Here is a 17,778-nt window from a genome sequence, read left to right as displayed (position 1 = left end):
GACGGCCTCGGACTCAAGGTTGATACTTGGCTGACCTGTCCATCAACGTCCTGAATCGTCCAGTAAATTACGGTTCAACTAGAGGGATTTAATGAGGGGATGGAGACGGACCTCTCTAAAATAGGTCTTTTATAATTAGTGTATTACAACTGAACAATCATAGCCGCCGCGTTCGCGGCTATACTCCCCTACGCGACGTTTCCCGATAGCTCCCCCCGGGCTCTGCGCCAGGGCATATTCTAAATAGAAAAGCACGTTTCCTCTTGCAGCATTGTGGGTTCGGGGAGAGCTGCGAATGCTGCGGTTGACGGGGGTACCCGGCGAGACGCCACCTAGGGGCCATCCTTATAGAGCTGCGTAGCTGCGGCTCAGGGTAGCCCCGGGTGTCAACCCGGGGTCGTTTGGGTTCAGCACCAACCCAGCCGCGAATGCGGCGCATTGAAAGCACCCGTTCGGGACCGCACCACCTCCTCCAAAGAAACGCCGCCCCACGCCACATCTACCCACTGTCGCAGCCGCGTACGCGGCAGACCAAACGGCGGGCCCCAAACACACAGCTCCCATTCGAAATGGCCACCCAAAATACGTAGCAATACTCATGACCCAGTATACTCAGCCCCCCTTCGTGTCCCTTCTTGCATCCCCCTACTCCGGGCGTACCACTTCCACTGCCTCAGGATTCCCCTCAGAATGCGGATGTCGCGATCGTCGGGTGAAGCCCGTGCCAGCAATTGACGCAGGGTCATCATGATTTCCCGGGGATTCTGCTTCTTGAGGAACTGGATTTCTTTCAGACATCCTTCCAGATCTTGAGAGAAGGTCTCTGTTTGACCCAGTTCCGCCAGCCCCCGAACCCCTTTGGAAGGAGGTGCCGAGAGTCCTTGGGAAAGCTCGTAGGCCACGATAGCCACGGCATGGGCCAGGTTGAGAGATGAGAATCCGGGGACGGTGGGAATCCTCACCTGCCAGTGGCAGTACTGCAAATGCTCATTGGTCAGTCCGGTGCGTTCGGGCCCGAAGAGGATGGCAACCTCGTGCCCGGGGGCCAGCGCCTGCAGCTCGGCTGCCATCTCCCGAGGCTGCAGGGATCGATCGAACCATCGAACCGTCCGCGAGCTGGTGGCTACGCTCAGGTGAAAGGACTCCAGCGCCGAGGCAAGCCCGCTGGTCCGTACGGCATTTTCCAACAGGTCGTCGGCTCCCCGGGCCCGTTGCCGGGCTTCCTCGCTCAGATCAGCTTTGCAGTCGACCAGGACGAGTCGACCCATACCCATGTTCTTCATGACACGGGCCACCGAGCCCAGGTTTCCCGGGGAGCTGGTCTCCACCAGCACAATGGCAATGCGGCCGAGATCAGGCATGGGCGGCTCGCCGGGTCTTTTCACCGGCAGTTTGCTACACAATCAAAATGCGGGTTGCTTGTCGGGATCGCCCACGTCTGCCAAACCCATCCGGAGATGCACTATTCGGGTTGGGGCGCTCCTTCGGGCAGCAATTGTCCCTTTTCCAGATAGCGGATCTTGCTGGCGTGGCGGGCTGCATGAGGATCGTGGGTCACCATCAGGATGGTTTTCCCGTGGTCGCGGTTCAACCTGGAAAGGATGGTGAGGATCTCCTGGGCCGACTGCGCGTCCAGGTCTCCGGTGGGCTCATCGGCCAGGATAATGGAGGGATCGCTCACAATGGCTCGGGCAATAGCCACCCGTTGCTCCTGGCCGCCGGAAAGCTGGCGCGGATAGTGATCCATTCGGTCCGACAATCCAACCAGCCCTAAAGCGGTAGCGGCATGCTCGTTCCGCTCCTGTCGGCTGAGACGGGTCAGCAACAGGGGAAGCTCCACGTTTTCCCGGGCGGTCAGGACGGGAATGAGATTGAAGGTCTGAAAGATGAAACCGACATTCTCGTTCCTCCAGTCCGCTATGGCCCGCTCCTTGAGCTTAAGGAGATCCCGGCCCAGGACCTTGACCTGCCCGCGAGTGGGGCGGTCGATGGCGGCAATGAGATAGAGCAAGGTGGACTTGCCCGACCCCGACGGTCCCATGAATGCCACAAATTCTCCTCTTTGAATCGTTAGATGAACATCCTGCAAGGCAATGACCTGAAAGGCGTCCCGCTGGAACTCCTTGTGCAGGTCAGTGGCCTCCACCACCAAATCGTTAACCATGCATTCCCCTTTTCGACCTTTGGCGAGCCCCTCTCGACCCTTCTCCAACCCCTTAGTGGCCCTTCGTGGATATCTCTTTTTCCTGCTCGCCGATCCGAGGCACAGCCTCGCTAATCCCCTACCCTGCGGACCCGGTCCCCATCCTCCAAATTGCCGGGAGGGTTCACCACGATATCTTCCCCGCCGATCAGACCCTCGGTGACGACTACGCCCTCGGCAGTGAGATCTCCGATCCGGACTGGGCGTTCCCTGGCCCGGCCCTGCAGGACCGCCAACACCGTCTTGCGACCCTCCCGGTCACGCACAGACGCGGTAGGCACGGTAATCCGCAAACCCGTGGGAGCCCGATCTCCGTTGGACGGCTCTTCCGGAGCCAGGAAGGCAACCTGGGCATTCATCTCCGGTCTCAGGAAGGAGTCGGGATCGGCCACCTGGACCTTGACCTGCACGGTTGCCTTCTGCCGGTTGGCCTCCGGTGCGATCTCGGCAATATAGCCGCGGTAGGAGCGGTCGGGAAAGGCATCAGTCTTGAGGGTGGCCTCCTGCTTCATGGAGAGCCTGGCGAAGTCGTCCTGGCTGATGTCCAGTTCCACTTGAAGATCGTTCAGATCGGCCAGGGTGACCACGTAGCCCTTGGCCCCGCGTTCACCCACAAAGCTGGTGGTGACAAATTCTCCCTTCTCCACGGCCCTTTCCAGGATCGTTCCGGTGATCGGGGCTCGAATGACGGTGGAGTCCAGGTAGGTCCGGCGAAGAGCCAACGCGCCACGGGCCTGCTTGACCCGCCCCCTCATAGCTTCGATCTGCTCCTCCCGTGGACCCAATCGCACCAGGTCGGCTTCCCTGGACAGCGATTCCACTCGAGCCGCCTCGGCCTCGAAGCGGGTCTGGGCGTTGTCCAGGTCCTGCCGTGGCAGCACTTCTTCCTCAAAGAGCTTCCGCACCCGATCCAGGTTGATCCTGGCGTTCTTCAGATCGGCCTGGGCACGGGCCAGGTTGGCATTGGCGCGAGCGATCTCTTCGGGACGGGAGCCGGCCTCCAGCTCGCTCAATTGTGCCAGCAAGCTGGCCAGTTGTCCCTCGGCCTGCTGCGCCTGAGCCCGATACTCGGCATCCTCCAGCCTGACCAGAACCTGTCCCTGCTGGACCAGGTCCCCCTTTTCGACACCGATCCAGGCGACTTTCCCCACCACCTTGGCCGTCAACTGGATCTTGCGATGGGCCACGATGTACCCGGAGGCGTTCAGGACCACCGCAGGGCCCTGAGACCCGGACTCACCGCCCGCGACCACGCGGAAGACTTCCACCTCGATCTCCTGCCTGGCGAAGCGGGCAGCGGTGACGGCCGCGGTCACAGCCAGAACCAGTACAACACCGGCAAGAATCCAGCGGGTTGTCCACCGGGAGGGGCCGCTCGAGGAACGCCTTCGGCTCTTGTGGATTCTCAGGCTGTCGAGTTCCTGCTCCAGATTTTTCCCGGATTCAACCACCGGCTACAACTCCCGCAGTGCATTGAGAATGCTTTCCCTGGCGGCCCCACGGGCCGGCAGAAGTCCGCCCAGGAGCCCCATGATCGAGGCAAATCCAACCCCAAAGGCCACAATGGCCGGCGAGAGACGAAAATCGAAACCGGTCTCGCTGAAGGTGAGATTGTTGCCGATGCCGGTCTCCAGGCCATGCAGCGGCAGCACCAGCAGTACCCCGATCAACCCGCCCAGCAGGGAAAGGAGGAGAGACTCGATCACGAAAGCAAGCAGAATGCTGCCTCCCGAAAAACCCAGTACTCGCAGGGTCCCGATCTCCCGCGAGCGACGAGCCACGGCCGCATACATGGTGTTCATGGCGGCAAAGCAGCTTCCGACAGCCATGATGACGGCAACAAAGATGCCCAGGAACTTCACCGGCTCGGCCGAGGCGGTCTGCTCCTGGTAGTAGTTCACTTCCCGCTTGCCCTCCAGGTAAAGCCGTTGATCGTCGGCCAGGGCGTTCTGGAGCGCCTGCAGGCTCACCGGATCGCTGGCGCGGACCAGAACCGAGGAAAGCACTTCCATGCGATTGGAATCGGTGGCCAGTTGATTGAGACCGACCCAGATCTCGCTGTCGAAGGCAGTATTGCCGGCGTCAAGAATACCGACCACATTCCAGTCGCCGCGGCCGAAGCGCAGCCGATCTCCCACGCCGGCGTTGACGTACCGCCTTGCGATCGATTTCCCCACCACCACTTCCCGCTGACCCGGCTGGAACCAACGGCCCTCGCTCAACTTCAGGTTGGGCCGCATTCGGATTCCCATCGGGGGCAGGCCCCGGATGTTCACGTTGGCCCCCTCGGGACTGTTGTGGCGCGGCAAATTGATGACGGTCACTATTTCGGGGGAAACCATGGGCCCCCCCTCCAGTTGCTGAATCCCCGGCTTGTTGCGAATGGTCGACACGGCCTCGCGGGTGACCTGGCTGACCAGCTCCGAGATGGAGTTCTTCCTCATTACCAGGAGGTGGAGCGGATGCCCGGTGGCCTGGAGAGACTTTTCCAGGCCTCCGACCAGGGCCAGTATTCCCAGCAGCACCGCCACCGTGAGTCCTATGCCCAAGGCCGTCATGACCGTGGTGGTCTTGCGGACCGTCAGGTTCTTCAAGTTGTAGGAGAGAGGCAAAGGCATATCGTGACTCAGGGCTTCCCCACCGTCTCAGCCATCCAGGCCGACGGGAGGAACACCGCGCGGCCGCAAGGGCTCCGAACCAGACGCTTCAATCGGTTGAGGACGCGCTCAATTTCTCCCCACTATCCGGCTGCTCCTTGAGCACAAACGGCTGTCACCCCGTGTGCCGAAGCGCCGAAGTAATGGGCATCCGGGTCGCTCCCAGGGCCGGGACCAGGGAGCTCAGAATGCCGATGGCCAGGGCAATGGACAGGCTGATCAGGAACACCGGCGGTGAAAACGACAGCCCGGAAAGCATGAGCTGCGATTGTCGCAAGAACCCCGATGCTCCCCAGGCCAGGCCGCATCCCAGCAGGCCCCCCGCCAGGGATATCAGGACGGCCTCGGCCACGATCATGCCCAGCACCTTGCCGGTGGTAAATCCCAATGTCTTGAGCACCCCGATCTCGGTGATGCGCTCCCGCACCGACATGCCCATGGTGTTGGCGGCCACCAGCAGAATGGTGAAAACCAGGGCGCCGCAAATGCTGAGCAGGAACACCTTGACGTTGCCCAGCATGGAAACGAAGCTCAACTGGAAGGCCCGCTCGGTCTCGGTCTTGGTCTGGCGCTCCGAATTTCGATAGAGATCGTCGATTTGCTGCGCGATGCGCGGCACCGACTCGGCGGAATCGGCCAGGACGCCAAAGGTTCCCACCATCCCGCGCCGGGACTCGGGCAAGCCCTCTTCCAGGTATTTCCGGTGAAAATACATGGAGAAGTCCTGGTTTTCGACATCGCTTTCAAACAGGGCCCGAATGGTCAATTCCAGGTCCATCGGGTAGATGTCCCCCTTGATCGTAATCCTCTGGCCCAGCTTGAAGTTCAGCCGCTCGGCCAGGCTCTTGCCGACAGCCGCGGCCGTGCGCTCCGACTGAAAGGCCTCGAGCTGTTCGGGAGGCACCGTGAACTCCTTGTAGACCTCGAAGATCCTTTCCGGATCGGTGGCGAACCGCGGGAAGAAATTTTCCGGTCGATTGTCGATATAGACCCCGCCGAACCAGGAGGTGGGCACCAGCTCGCGCACGCCAGGTACCTGGCGAATCTGCTGTTCATAGTATTCGGGAAGGGAGAAGGTCAGAGAGACCCGGTTGCGGGTCACAAGTCGCAGGGCCTGCTCGGGAGGGCCCTCCTGATGGTAGAAGGCCTGATAGACCGAAAGGAGTACTCCCAGCAGAAACAGCGAAATGCTGATGCTGGCAACCGTCAGCAGCGTTCGGCGCCGGTTGCGCAGCGCATTCTTGAGAGCCAGGTTCAGGGTATCCCGAAACACGGATAGTCTCGTTTCCGCGGGAAGAAAGCAGAGACTCCCGCTGGTTTTCAGATTAGCACAACTCCGGCGGACTCGGTCAAAGCATCCTGGGCATCCCTTACCTGAAACAAACGCTGGCGCCTAGTGGCTGGAAACCGGTTCAAAGTCGAGCATGGGCAAATTTTTTATTCACATCGATGCACAGGATATACAGGATTTTTTTCAGGAAACGGCTAGCTCTTCATGCCGGGAATCCGCAAAACCGCACCGGATCATCGCCTGAGCTGGCCTCTCGTGCTGGAAGCTCTTGTCCCGTTAATCCTGTGCATCCTGTGCATCGATGTTCAATTAGGTGGAAAACCGTGCTAACGGAACAGGACCCTTTTCCCCGACAGGCTATGAAGATTCGTTGTTTCACCCTCGAATGATCCGCACGACAGGGCGGGGGCGGTACTTGTCTGAAACCTCCCGGTTCCGCCCCTATGAGTCGCCCCGTCGTTGGGGAGGGAGGAGCGCCTGGGTGAAAAGTGAATAGTGGAGAGTGAAGAGTGGTCAGCGGATGGTGCTGAAAGCAGCCAAGCGCTTGATGACCCAGTTGCACTTTCTCAAGGACCGTGCCGAGAGCAACAGGACATTTGACTGATCGATTCCAGACCTATTTGAAGGACTGCGCCGAGGCCGGAACGATGCTTTGCGTGTCGATCAAAGAGCTCTTCCCTCTTCACTCTCCACTCCTCTGAAGCATCCCTGGTTCACTCTGTATGATCCGTCCCGTCGTCGGGGACGGGAAGCGGCTAACCAGGACCTTGACCTTTTCTCCGACCTGGTCTCCGGGAGTTTTCTTCCAACGGACTGGAACACGCCCTGCAATGAGTCCTCCGCCGGGCATTCAGGGTCCCGCAGCTCCGGCAGCGGATGTACATGGTGTTCGTGAACCACTGGGTCAGGAAGGCGCTTCCGCCCAGGATCAGAACAGCCAGCAGGATATTGAGGGCTGTTTCCATGAAAGGAGCAAATAAGGACCGCTACCGGCTCAGCCTGGAAACAGGCGGCCCATGCCTCTATTCCGCCACGGGCGACGGACTAGCCCGACCCGGGCGCTTCATTCGCCTCCACCCTCCCGGGCCGAAAGAAGAACGCAAAGAGCACCAGCACCACCGCTGCGGCCACCGCGGGCACCAGCCAGACCTCACCCCAATGATGCTGCACGGCACCAGCCCCATCAAGATAACTGTAATGCTGCACCACCAGCCCGGAAACCCTGGCGCCCACGAACATGCCCAGGCCCAGGGTGACCAGGGCGATGAATCCCTGGGCCGCTGCCCGAACCCGGATGGGTGCCTTGCGGTCCACGTAAACCTGGCCGGCCACGAAAAAGAAATCGTAGCAGATGCCGTGCAGGAGAATGCCTCCCAGCAACATCCACAGGTATTGGTTGCCGTCGCCCCAGGCAAACAGCAGATAGCGGGCCACCCAGGCAGCCATTCCGATCAGTAGCGTCCCCTTGAGTCCCACCCGGGTCAGGAAGAAGGGCATGGCCAGCATGAAGAGAATTTCGGATCCCTGCCCCAGGGTCATTTTGCTAGCGGCCTGACTGACTCCGATCTCGTTGAGGAACAGGTTGGTAAAGGTGTAGTAAAACTGTAGTGGAATACAGAGCAGAAACGATCCCGCCACGAAGATGGCAAAGGAGCGCTCCCTCATCAGGCTCAGGGCATCCAGCCCCAGCAGTCCCCTGAGGCTGAAGGGCTGACCGCCCCCTTTGGGAGGGGTGTGGGGAAGCAGCAGGCAGTAGAAACCCATCAACACCGACGCGCCGGCGGCAATTTGCAGCGGCACGGCGGTGGCCTCCAGGTGCAACCGTCCCACCAGCAGGCCGGCGGCGATCCAACCGATGGTCCCCAGCACTCTTACCCTGGGGAATTCCCGTTCCGGGCTCTCCATGTGGTGAAAGGACAGGGAGTTGGTGAGCGCCAGGGTCGGCATGTAGCACAGGGTGTAGATCAACAGCACCGGGAGGAGGTGGCTGAAGTTTTCCAGACCGGATACCCAATACAGCAGGACCCCGCCCATTAGGTGCAGCCCCGCAAGCACCTTTTCCGAGGAAAAGTAACGGTCGGCCACCAACCCCATGAAAAATGGAGAGATCATGGCCGCGATGGCCGTGGTGGCGTAGGCCCAGCCGATCTGGCTGTCGCTGAAGCCAAGGGTCCGGCTCAAATAGGTGACCAGGGTGACGTACCAGGCCCCCCAGATGAAATACTGCAAAAACATCATGGCGGAGAGCTTCAGGCGAACCATACCTTGACCTCGTTGACGGAGCGGTCTATCGGCTTGCGCCCGGCTAAGGGCCATTGTTCCGGCCGCGGTTGCTGAGTAGCGACAAGACCATTTTCCTTTTGGTTTTCTTGGTGGCCCTTCGTATTCCTTCGTGGCCCTTGGTGGATAACTCTTTTCATCGCTCCACCTCAGTCTCCAGTCCCCTTCTCACCCTCAACCCAGGACATCCCCGACAGGCGGGTCACGGTCCGTTTTTGCCCGAGAGCCGCCATGACCTCGAAAATTCCCGGGGCTACCGCCTTTCCGGTCAGCAGTGCTCGGGCCGCGTTGATGAGCAGACCCGCCTTGACCTCCTTTTCGGCGGCAAAGGCGCGAAGGGCCGATTCCGTCTCCTCCAGTCCGAAGACGGGCAGCGACCCGAGACGCGCGCCCAGTGCGGGCATCAGAACCGGCAGAGCGTCATTCTTGAGGAATTTCCGGCGAGCCTTGTCTTCGATCTCGAAGTCATCGGTGAAGAAGGCTCTCCCCTGGGTGGCGAAGTCGGACACCATGCGGACGCGCTGCTTGAGCAGATCGATCACCTTCAGCATCCAGGCCCGGTCGGAGGAGTCGAACTCCCCTTTCCATAGTCCCTCCCTTTCCAGCTCGACCCTGATCAGCGCGAAAAGCCTCTCGGCAGGGGCGTTGCGCAGATAGCGGCTGTTGAACCAGGACAGCTTCTCCAGGTCGAAGACGGCGTTGCTTTTGTTCACACCCTTCAGGGAGAACTGCTGGATTAACTCATCAGTGGACAGAGACTCCACCTCGGTTTTCGGAGACCAGCCCAGCAGCGCCAGAAAGTTGCAGAAGGGGTCGGGCAGATAGCCCTGTTTCCGGTAGGTGGTCACGGCGGTGGCCCCGTGCCGCTTGCTGAGCCTGGTCCGGTCGGGGCCCAGAATCAGCGGGAGGTGCGCAAAATCGGGAACCGTCCGTCCCAGGGCCTGGTAAAGGAGGATCTGCTTAGGAGTGTTGGAGATGTGGTCGGCGCCGCGGATGACGTGGGTGATCTTCATGTCCAGATCGTCCAGCACCACGCCCAGGTGGTAGGTGGGCATGCCGTCGGATCGAACCAGCACGAAGTCCTCGATCTGCTTCGCCTGGTGGACAATCCGGCCGAAGATTCGATCCTCGAAGGCAACCTCTCCGTCGCGGGGCCCCTTGAAGCGCACCACGCCGGGCAGACCGCGGGCATGCCTCTCCACTGACCGGTCTGACGACAACCCGCAACAGGTGCCGTCATACTTCCAGGGTTTTCCGGAAGCGGACGCCGCCTGGCGCTTGGCCGCCAACTCGGCTGTCGAACAAGAGCAGCGGTAGGCCTTGTTCGCGCTCAAGAGCTGATCCGCTACCTGGCGGTAGCGGTCCAGCCGTTCCGACTGCAGGAAGGGGCCCTCGTCCCAGTCCAGGCCCAGCCACTGGAGAGCCCCCAGAATGTCTTCCACCATCTCCGGGCTGGAGCGCTCCCGGTCGGTGTCTTCGATTCGGAGGATGAAGCGACCGCCCTGACCTCGGGCAAACAGCCAGTTGAACAGTGCCGTACGCGCCCCGCCCACGTGCAGGGATCCGCTGGGGGACGGCGCAAAGCGTACTCTTACACCCGGCACGCCAGGATCCTCCTTGAACTATTGGAAATCACTGTGTGCAAATTCAGGAAAGAGGTTGGGCGGGGTGGCCGGAAGTCGTCCGCCCGGGCGGGCGAGCGCTGATCAAGGCTCCCCGCCGGCGGTTCGGACAGATGGTCGGAACCTGCCGAAATCGCATGGATTCGGCAAGTCCGTCCCAGGCGTGCCTAAACGGCGTCCCTGGCGGCAGCCAACGCCGCGTCATAGTCGGGATGGGAGGCGATTTCCTTGACATACTCCACGTGGCGGAGGGTTCCGCCGGAATCCACCACGAAAATAGCCCGGCTGTTCAGCCTAAGCTCCTTGACCAGGGTGCCATAACTGGCTGCAAAGGACATTTCCTGGTGATCCGAGAGCGTCTGGACCTGGTCCGCCTCGGCCGCTCCGCACCAGCGCTTTTGGGCGAACGGCAGATCGGCGGAAACCGTCAGAACCACCACCCCGTCTCCCAGACCGGCGGCCTCCTGGTTGAATCTCCGGCTCTGCTGGTCGCAAACCGGGGTATCCAGCGACGGGACCACGCTGATGAGGCGCACCTTGCCGGCGGAATCGGATAGCCCGACGGGTTTGAGGTCGTTGGAGAGCAGGGTAAAGTCGGGGGCCGGGTCACCTGCTTTCAACTCGGGCCCGACCAGCGTCAATGGATTCCCCAGAAATGTTGTGGCTCCAGCTCGTTCCTGCGCCATGTCTTCTTTCCTCCTTAGGATCGATAGCGTTATTTGTTTTACAACTTGAACTTCCACGGCTCGCCGGACAGAACCCTGCAACCTGGCATCCGGCAGGGACTGTTTGCGCCTAGCCTTCCTCGTACTGGCTCTTCAGCTTGGCCACCACGGTGGCGTCTGCCAGGGTGGTGGTATCCCCAAGGGCCCGTCCCTCGGCGATATCGCGCAGCAACCGCCGCATGATCTTGCCGCTTCGGGTCTTGGGCAGCTCGGCCGTAAAGTACACGCTCTGCGGCCGGGCAATGGGTCCGATTTTCTGGACCACGTGCTTCTTCAACTCGTCTACCTTGCCGGCATTCCCCTCAGCCCCTTCCTTCAAGGTTACGAACGCGGCAATGGCTTCTCCCTTGATATCGTCCTTCTTGCCGATCACGGCCGCCTCGGCCACCTCCTGATGGTCCACCAGGGCGCTCTCCACTTCCATGGTGCTCAACCGGTGCCCCGAGATGTTCATGACGTCATCCACGCGGCCCAACAGCCAGAAGTAGCCTTCCTCGTCCCGCTTGCAGCCGTCCCCGGCAAAATAGACGTTCTTGCCGAAGCGCTGCCAATAGGTCTCTTCATACCTTTTGGGGTCTCCATAGATGGTGCGGGCCATGGAAGGCCAGGGAGACTTGAGCACCAGGTAGCCGCCTCCGCCCAGCGGGACGCTGTTACCGGCCTCGTCCACCACGTCGGCATCGATGCCCGGAAGCGGGAAGGTGGCCGAACCCGGCTTGGTGGTGGTGAGGCCCGGCAGAGGCGAAATCATGATGGAGCCGGTTTCGGTCTGCCACCAGGTGTCCACGATGGGGCAGCGCCCCTGCCCGATCTTCTCGTGATACCACATCCAGGCCTCGGGGTTGATGGGCTCGCCCACCGTCCCCAAGAGGCGCAGCGTGGACAGGTCGTGCTTCGCCGGATAGGACTCGCCCCACTTCATGACGGCCCGGATGGCCGTGGGAGCCGTATAGAAGACATTCACGCCATACTTGGCCACCATGGCCCACCAGCGGTCCTTGTCGGGCCAGTCGGGGGAACCCTCGTAGAGAACCCCGGTGGTTCCGTTGGCCAGGGGCCCGTAGACGATATAACTGTGCCCGGTAACCCAGCCGATGTCGGCCGAGCACCAGTAGACGTCCTCTTCCTTGGCGTCGAACACCCACTTGTGAGTCAGGGACGCCCCCAGGATGTAGCCGGCGGTGGTGTGCAGAATACCCTTGGGCTTGGCCGTGGTCCCTGAGGTGTAGAGAATGAACAGCGGGTCCTCCGAGTCCATGGGCTCGGGCTCGCAGTAGGCCGGGACATTTTCCACGACGCGGTGCCACCAGACGTCCCGGGTCTCGTCCACCGCCACCGGAGCCGCATCCCCGATCCTTCGAACCATCACCACCTTCTCGACACAGGGGCAATCCTCGAGTGCAGCGTCCACGTTTCGCTTGAGGGGAACGATCTGACCGCGCCGGTAGCTCCCGTCGGCAGTGATCACCAGCTTGGACTGAGCGTCGTTGATCCGGTCTCGCAGGGACTCGGCGCTGAACCCGCCGAAGACCACGCTGTGGGGGGCGCCGATCCGGGCACAGGCCAACAGGGCGATGGGCAATTCCGGAATCATGGGCATGTAGATGGTGACCCGGTCGCCCTTTTGCACACCCAGCCGCTTCATGGCATTGGCGAACCGGTTGACCTCCCGGTAGAGGTCGGCAAAGGTCAGAACCCGCTCCTCTCCGGGTTCTCCCTCCCAAATGAAGGCGGCCTTGTTGCGACGCCAACCCCGAACATGCCGGTCCAGGCAGTTCACTGATACATTTAACTTCCCTCCCACAAACCATTGAGCAATAGGTGGCTTCCAGTCCAGGACTCGATCCCACTTGCGCATCCACTCCAGGCTCTCGGCAGCTTGGGCCCAGTAGGCCTCGGGGTCCTTGGCCGCCCGTTGATAGATGTCCGGATCGGCCATATTGGCGTTTCGAGAGCACTCCTCCGGAGGCGGAAAGAGGCGCTCTTCGTCCAGCAGAGCTTCAATGGGTTGATCGGAGCGATTCATCAGACCCCCTTGTGGTTACACAGCCATTCCACAACCCGAACACAGGGGCGCTATTATACACGGCAGCCATTTCGCCGTTAACGCCAATTTCCCGAGGATTCCACAGCCGAACCGACCATTTCCGCGGGCACCGTCCGGACTCGCAACAAGTCTCCCGCCGGGACTCAAAATCCCCCGCCCTGACGATCCAGCCCGCGGTAATAGTCGGACAGGATCTCGACTTCTCCGGCTCGGGAACCCCATACCACGTTTTCCTCAACCCGGATGCCGGCCACCGGACGGCCGCCTTCCCGCCAGTAGAGTCCGGGCTCGATCGAGGTCACCTGCCCGGGCAATACCGGCCGCTGTTCTCCGGGACCCAGGGTGGGACGGTCCTCGTGGTAGGCAAAACCGAGGCCATGGCCCAGAAAATGGGTGATTCCCTGCTCGAATCCGGCCTCTCGCATGGCCTGCCAGGAGGCCTCGCAGAGTTGTTCCCCCGTGCTCTTTACCGGGACATAACGCGCGATTGCCGCCGCCTGGGCATCCAGGACGGCCTGGTGCAACCTCCGAAGCAATGCGGTCGGTTCGCCGACTACCGTGGCCCGAGTGATGTCGGCCCAGTACCCCTCGGCGTGGGCGCCCAATTCCAACAGCACCAGATCTCCCTGTTGCAGTCGTCGCGCTGTGGGATGATTGGAAAGGGTATCGGCTATCCCAGTGCGCTCAGCACCCGAGGTAATCTGCGGCATCTCGCAAAAGACGTAGTCGATTCCCAGTGATGCCGCCTTCCGGAGGACGGCGCAGTGGACCTCGGTGGCCAGATCGATTTCTCGAATGCCTGCCTGCGCCAACTGGTAGAAGGCCTGCGCTCCCGCTCGCACCACCTGGTGGGCCAGCTTGAGCTTGCCGACCTCCCGGGAGGACTTGACCGACTTGAGCTGGTTGATCCGGTCCCCGGCGTCCTCAACCACGGGGAAAATCGAAGGCAGCTCGGCCCTGATCCTGTCATAGGTCAAACACTCCGATGGCATCTTGTTGGGGCCGTAATGGTGCACTTCAAGATGCGCCCCGACCTTTTCAATCCCCTGCCTCGACCTCTCGCTCCGAAGCCACTCGATGACGGCCTGATCGGGGTCCACCTGGCAGCCCCGCTTGCACCAGTCGAAGCAGTCGATACGGTCTGCCCAGCTCTCCTCGGCCACGAAGGATTCCCGCCACCAGGGGGTCAGCAGGCCGACCCCGCCGTCCCGGTCCACCAGGACGGCCACGTGGGTGCTCGCCGGCAGCATGCCGGTGGCCATCAGGATGTCGTCCGGGTAGAGCAGCAGCAGGGCGTCCAGTCCCCCCTCGGCCAGGGACTGTCGAATCTGGTTCAGTCGTTCATGGTCGGGGGAGGCCATGGGTTTCAATTCTTTCGGTTCGGAGTGTTCCGAGCGGGAATCCGTCACGGCTGCGCCGGAACTTGGCCGGAACCATTGTCGTGACAGCGATCCGAAAGGCGACGGAGAAGAGTAATGGAGAGGCTCCTCTGCTCATCTCACGCGGGCTGTCCACTATAGCGATAAGGGAGAAGAAGGGTCAATGGAAGGTGTGATGATACGGCTGTGCGTCCGAGGGCACGGGAACCCCTGCAGGAGGAAGGCCCCAACTGCGAGGAATGTCCATGATCGGGTCCGTTGACAATAGTCAGAATCCCAGTCATAATTTTCACCATGTCCATTGACGAGTATATCCCCGTATCCACGGCGAAGTCGCAACTCCTTAACGTACTCCGCCGCATTGAAGAGCAGCACGCCAAGGTGGTCATCACCAAGAATGGTACGCCCAAGGCGGTTTTGCTCCCCTACCGGGATTTCGAAGGCCTGCGGGAGACGATCGAAATACTTGCCGATCCGGCGATGGTTCAGGGGATCCGGAAGGGTCTGGACGACGTCACCGCCGGGCGGGTTGTGAGCGTGGAAGAGGCTTTCGAGGATTGAGACCTTCCTCAGTTTTCGTTTCCGAAGCTGCAAAAGAGATTCTGCGGCACCTTCATCCAACCTCGAAGAAGGCAATCCGCACCGCCTTGGATGATCTTCGAGAACATCCGTTTCAGGGGAAACCTCTGGTTGCCGAACTTGCCGGCCTGTGGTCTCTCCCCGTCGCACGGTACCGAATCATCTACCGGCCCGATTCCCGTGGGGTAACGGTGGTTTACATCGGACCGAGACGTGATGTCTACGAGACGTTGAGAGACCTGCTAACGCAGGGGAAGCCGGTAAGCCAGGCCTGATCTTTACCCACTGCGTCCATTGAGAACGGATCCGGGGCGCGACATGCCTTTCTCCATCGACAGTGTGATTCCCTGGGGGCGCACCTTGGCCGAATATCGGGCGATGTTCGACCTCTCGGAAGGTGATCTCGGCGGCCGAATCCTGGGCTGTGGCGACGGACCGGCCAGTTTCAATGCGGAGATGTCGGCCCTGGACCGTGCCGTCGTCTCCGTCGATCCGCTGTATGCGTATTCCGCTGCCGTCATCGAACGGCGGGGGCAGGAAACTTTCGACGTCGTCATGAAGCAGGCGCGTGATAATCAGCAGGATTTTGTCTGGACCCATGTGCCGTCCATTCAGGAACTGGGACGAAGGCGGATGTTGGCTATGCGCAGATTCCTTTCCGACTTTCCCACAGGCAAGATCGAAGGACGATATTGGGATGCATCACTACCCCATTTGCCCTTTAGCGACGCCAGGTACGATCTGGCGTTATCCTCGCATTTTCTATTTCTTTACAGCGCCCAGTTCGATCTGGCCTTTCATTGCAGCGCTCTGCAAGAAATGCTTAGGGTAGCCTCAGAGGCACGTGTCTTCCCCCTGCTGCAGGTTGGCGGTACACCCTCGCCTCACGTTCAGGGAGTGATTGAGTACTTCAAGTCAAAAGGGCTTCAGGCCTCCATCGAAACGGTTTCCTACGAGTTCCAGAGGGGTGGGAACAAGATGATGCGGCTAGGGAGATGACATTCAATCCGGAAAGATGACCCCGGAAATCACCTCGGCAACGTTTTGCCCAACCTCACCCACCAACGCCTGCCAAACCCTTCCACCCGACGCCCACTCTACTTCCGCCATCGTTCCCGCGAGTGTTGCCAATTCCGCAAAACTCCGTAATATTGGGGTTAATCGGTCTTGAATCCCGAAGTTTGGCAGAAACGCGCCTCAAGAAGTCTGTCTGAACAGAGCGGAGTCGTCTGTCCATGAGATACCTCGTCACTGCTCAACTCAAGTCGAACCGAAAGCGTCCCCTGCTTGAGGCCATCGAGGACAAGTCCCTGGGCCGCGGATCGGTAGCCGGAGGCGAGTATCTTCGAAACATGGAAGAGGCGCGCAGGACGGCTGACGGACGGGTCCGCTGGGTCGAGGTCTGCTTCTGTCCGACTCCGCTGCAGGAAGAACGTCCCTATTGGGAGGAGTATTTCGACCTGGAGCGTGTGCAGGACGCCCATGACCGCAACCGCTGCCGGGACATGAACGGCGAGGAACCCTGGGCCTGCACCGACTGCGACTGCACGGAACGGCTGGAGAAGAAGCTGAAAGCCAAGGGTCATCCCTTCTTGAAGCAGTTGACCGCCCCCGATGAAGACGAGCCGGCCTGACAAACCGTATTCCCTCCCAACACGAAGTTTCACACCAATGACTGACCCCAGGCCGGAATTTGCAGATTCGCTCGTGCCTTATGACTTATTGCGGAGACCATCCAACACTGATGCTACCTGCCCGTCGTGAGGCACCTGGGCCAATGCCCAAAAAATTGTCTTGCGCCATTAACCCGCATTTCTCACCAGGGGGCATGATCATGGCGCAGGAATTTTCCCTTCAGCGCGTGCTCGCGACCGAAGAGCGTAGCGGTCACTACGGTCGAGGGAGCATGTGCGCGCTGAAGGGAAAAGGACAAGCCAGGGCATGCCCAGCGCCGTCTGTGATGCGCAAGCCCTTGACATTGAGCCAATCAAGGTGCTGAAGATAATCTACTTCTTGTCCTGCCTCCAGCGGCCTGGTGAGAAATGCGGGTTAAACCCGCTCTGAGAGATTCTGGAGAGCATCGTTTGGGATAAGGAGGCGGAAGCCACTATGGACTCCCTGCTCACCATCAAAATCGTTGCGGCTCTATCGATCCTTGCCGTCGGTATCGCCGGAGGCATCATTCCACTGTTGGCGGCTCGTCAACACGGAAGCCGCAGATTCCTGTCACTGGGCAACTCCCTGGCCGGCGGCATCTTCCTCGGTGCGGGGTTCATCCACCTGCTGCCCGAAGCGGGAGAGGCCTTTGAGGGGGCATTCGAGTATCCCGTTGCGCCACTGCTGGCGGCAGTGGGGGTCGGCCTGCTGCTGCTCATAGACCGTGTTCTGTTTGAAGGCTACGCGGGACCGGGTGAGGGAAAGGAAACCCGTCAGCCGATTTATCCCCTGGTTCTACTTGTAGTTCTCTCCATCCACTCCATCATCGCCGGCGCCGCCCTGGGTCTCGAGGCCGAAGTCGCCACATCGGTGCTCGTTATGCTGGGCATCCTGTTCCACAAGGGTTCGGCTGCCTTCGCCCTGATGGTCAGCGTCCGTGCTTCCGGCGCCGATCGGAGACGCCTCTGGACGGTACTGACCATTTTCGTCGCGATGACTCCGTTGGGAATCCTGGTCGGGACGGTGGCTTCCAACCTTCTCGAGGGACAGGCTGCAAAGCTGATCGAAGGGAGTTTCAACGCCCTGGCGGCGGGAACCTTCATCTACGTAGCCATTCTGGACGTCATCAACGCGGAAATGTCCAGGATCGACGACCGCGTCGCGCACTTCATTCGCAGCACACTGATCGGGAAAGACGACGTGCCGATGCCGGTAAAGGACACCGACCGTTTCCTCAAATTCGTTCTGGTATTCGTCGGCCTCGCCGGCATGGCGGTCCTGGGAATCTGGGTGTAGGGATCCTCCAATGATAATCAATCGGGGACGTTGTTGAATTAGT

At 60.6% G+C, this 17,778-nt stretch carries 15 protein-coding genes; 5 read left to right on the top strand and 10 right to left on the bottom strand.

Annotated elements, in window-relative coordinates; all coding sequences use genetic code 11:
• Positions 1 to 596: 596 nt before the first annotated feature.
• The 10 genes from OXI69_03170 to OXI69_03125 all read right to left on the bottom strand — a co-directional run bounded on the left by OXI69_03170 (position 597) and on the right by OXI69_03125 (position 14,186).
• Positions 597 to 1,361, bottom strand: a complete 765-nt coding sequence (locus tag OXI69_03170) for an RNA methyltransferase (protein MDE2665132.1) — start codon at positions 1,359 to 1,361, stop codon at positions 597 to 599.
• Between the two features lie 101 nt (positions 1,362 to 1,462).
• The gene (locus OXI69_03165) at positions 1,463 to 2,164 is read right to left on the bottom strand and encodes an ABC transporter ATP-binding protein (protein MDE2665131.1); all 702 of its coding nucleotides are present in this window, start codon (positions 2,162 to 2,164) and stop codon (positions 1,463 to 1,465) included.
• A gap of 110 nt (positions 2,165 to 2,274) precedes the next feature.
• A complete protein-coding gene (locus tag OXI69_03160) occupies positions 2,275 to 3,654 on the bottom strand; it encodes an efflux RND transporter periplasmic adaptor subunit (protein ID MDE2665130.1) in 1,380 nt (459 codons plus the stop codon).
• Between the two features lie 3 nt (positions 3,655 to 3,657).
• Positions 3,658 to 4,821 carry an ABC transporter permease gene (locus tag OXI69_03155; protein MDE2665129.1) on the bottom strand — a complete coding sequence of 388 codons (1,164 nt, stop codon included), beginning with the start codon at positions 4,819 to 4,821 and terminating at the stop codon, positions 3,658 to 3,660.
• Between the two features lie 154 nt (positions 4,822 to 4,975).
• A complete protein-coding gene (locus tag OXI69_03150) occupies positions 4,976 to 6,133 on the bottom strand; it encodes an ABC transporter permease (GenBank protein MDE2665128.1) in 1,158 nt (385 codons plus the stop codon).
• Between the two features lie 1,062 nt (positions 6,134 to 7,195).
• The gene (locus tag OXI69_03145; GenBank protein MDE2665127.1) at positions 7,196 to 8,413 is read right to left on the bottom strand and encodes a nucleoside permease; all 1,218 of its coding nucleotides are present in this window, start codon (positions 8,411 to 8,413) and stop codon (positions 7,196 to 7,198) included.
• A 167-nt stretch (positions 8,414 to 8,580) separates the two neighbouring features.
• Complete coding sequence (gene gltX / locus OXI69_03140; GenBank protein ID MDE2665126.1) at positions 8,581 to 10,035, bottom strand: glutamate--tRNA ligase; 1,455 nt, start codon at positions 10,033 to 10,035, stop codon at positions 8,581 to 8,583.
• A 185-nt stretch (positions 10,036 to 10,220) separates the two neighbouring features.
• Positions 10,221 to 10,739, bottom strand: a complete 519-nt coding sequence (gene tpx, locus OXI69_03135; GenBank protein MDE2665125.1) for a thiol peroxidase — start codon at positions 10,737 to 10,739, stop codon at positions 10,221 to 10,223.
• A 109-nt stretch (positions 10,740 to 10,848) separates the two neighbouring features.
• The gene (acs, locus tag OXI69_03130) at positions 10,849 to 12,804 is read right to left on the bottom strand and encodes an acetate--CoA ligase (GenBank protein ID MDE2665124.1); all 1,956 of its coding nucleotides are present in this window, start codon (positions 12,802 to 12,804) and stop codon (positions 10,849 to 10,851) included.
• A 164-nt stretch (positions 12,805 to 12,968) separates the two neighbouring features.
• Positions 12,969 to 14,186: a Xaa-Pro peptidase family protein gene (locus OXI69_03125; GenBank protein MDE2665123.1), complete on the bottom strand. Its 1,218-nt coding sequence runs from the start codon at positions 14,184 to 14,186 to the stop codon at positions 12,969 to 12,971.
• A 312-nt stretch (positions 14,187 to 14,498) separates the two neighbouring features.
• Between OXI69_03125 and OXI69_03120 the strand changes: the two genes are divergently transcribed.
• From OXI69_03120 to OXI69_03100, 5 genes are all read left to right on the top strand, one after another.
• Positions 14,499 to 14,765, top strand: coding sequence for a type II toxin-antitoxin system Phd/YefM family antitoxin (locus tag OXI69_03120; GenBank protein MDE2665122.1), 267 nt, complete (start codon positions 14,499 to 14,501; stop codon positions 14,763 to 14,765).
• Positions 14,762 to 15,058 carry a type II toxin-antitoxin system RelE/ParE family toxin gene (locus OXI69_03115; GenBank protein ID MDE2665121.1) on the top strand — a complete coding sequence of 99 codons (297 nt, stop codon included), beginning with the start codon at positions 14,762 to 14,764 and terminating at the stop codon, positions 15,056 to 15,058. The genes OXI69_03120 and OXI69_03115 overlap by 4 nt, the downstream gene beginning before the upstream one ends.
• A gap of 43 nt (positions 15,059 to 15,101) precedes the next feature.
• Entirely contained in the window at positions 15,102 to 15,782 is a 681-nt protein-coding gene (locus tag OXI69_03110; GenBank protein MDE2665120.1) for an SAM-dependent methyltransferase, read from the top strand.
• Between the two features lie 236 nt (positions 15,783 to 16,018).
• Entirely contained in the window at positions 16,019 to 16,417 is a 399-nt protein-coding gene (locus OXI69_03105) for a hypothetical protein (protein ID MDE2665119.1), read from the top strand.
• A 475-nt stretch (positions 16,418 to 16,892) separates the two neighbouring features.
• Positions 16,893 to 17,735, top strand: coding sequence for a ZIP family metal transporter (locus tag OXI69_03100; protein ID MDE2665118.1), 843 nt, complete (start codon positions 16,893 to 16,895; stop codon positions 17,733 to 17,735).
• The last annotated feature ends 43 nt before the right edge of the window (positions 17,736 to 17,778 follow it).

The organism is Acidobacteriota bacterium (genome assembly GCA_028875575.1).
Lineage (GTDB): Bacteria > Acidobacteriota > Terriglobia > Versatilivoradales > Versatilivoraceae > Versatilivorator.
The sequence above is the reverse complement of the archived record's forward strand: the minus strand, read 5'-3'. Positions and strand labels throughout refer to the sequence as shown.

Bases quoted from the DNA above. Each gene is read 5' to 3' on its own strand.
- tpx (MDE2665125.1), bottom strand. From the start codon at position 10,739: ATGGCGCAGGAACGAGCTGGAGCCACAACATTTCTGGGGAATCCATTG.
- acs (MDE2665124.1), bottom strand. From the start codon at position 12,804: ATGAATCGCTCCGATCAACCCATTGAAGCTCTGCTGGACGAAGAGCGC.
- OXI69_03125 (MDE2665123.1), bottom strand. From the start codon at position 14,186: ATGGCCTCCCCCGACCATGAACGACTGAACCAGATTCGACAGTCCCTG.
- OXI69_03110 (MDE2665120.1), top strand. From the start codon at position 15,102: ATGCCTTTCTCCATCGACAGTGTGATTCCCTGGGGGCGCACCTTGGCC.
- OXI69_03105 (MDE2665119.1), top strand. From the start codon at position 16,019: ATGAGATACCTCGTCACTGCTCAACTCAAGTCGAACCGAAAGCGTCCC.
- OXI69_03145 (MDE2665127.1), bottom strand. From the start codon at position 8,413: ATGGTTCGCCTGAAGCTCTCCGCCATGATGTTTTTGCAGTATTTCATC.
- OXI69_03170 (MDE2665132.1), bottom strand. From the start codon at position 1,361: ATGCCTGATCTCGGCCGCATTGCCATTGTGCTGGTGGAGACCAGCTCC.
- OXI69_03165 (MDE2665131.1), bottom strand. From the start codon at position 2,164: ATGGTTAACGATTTGGTGGTGGAGGCCACTGACCTGCACAAGGAGTTC.
- OXI69_03155 (MDE2665129.1), bottom strand. From the start codon at position 4,821: ATGCCTTTGCCTCTCTCCTACAACTTGAAGAACCTGACGGTCCGCAAG.
- OXI69_03100 (MDE2665118.1), top strand. From the start codon at position 16,893: ATGGACTCCCTGCTCACCATCAAAATCGTTGCGGCTCTATCGATCCTT.
- OXI69_03120 (MDE2665122.1), top strand. From the start codon at position 14,499: ATGTCCATTGACGAGTATATCCCCGTATCCACGGCGAAGTCGCAACTC.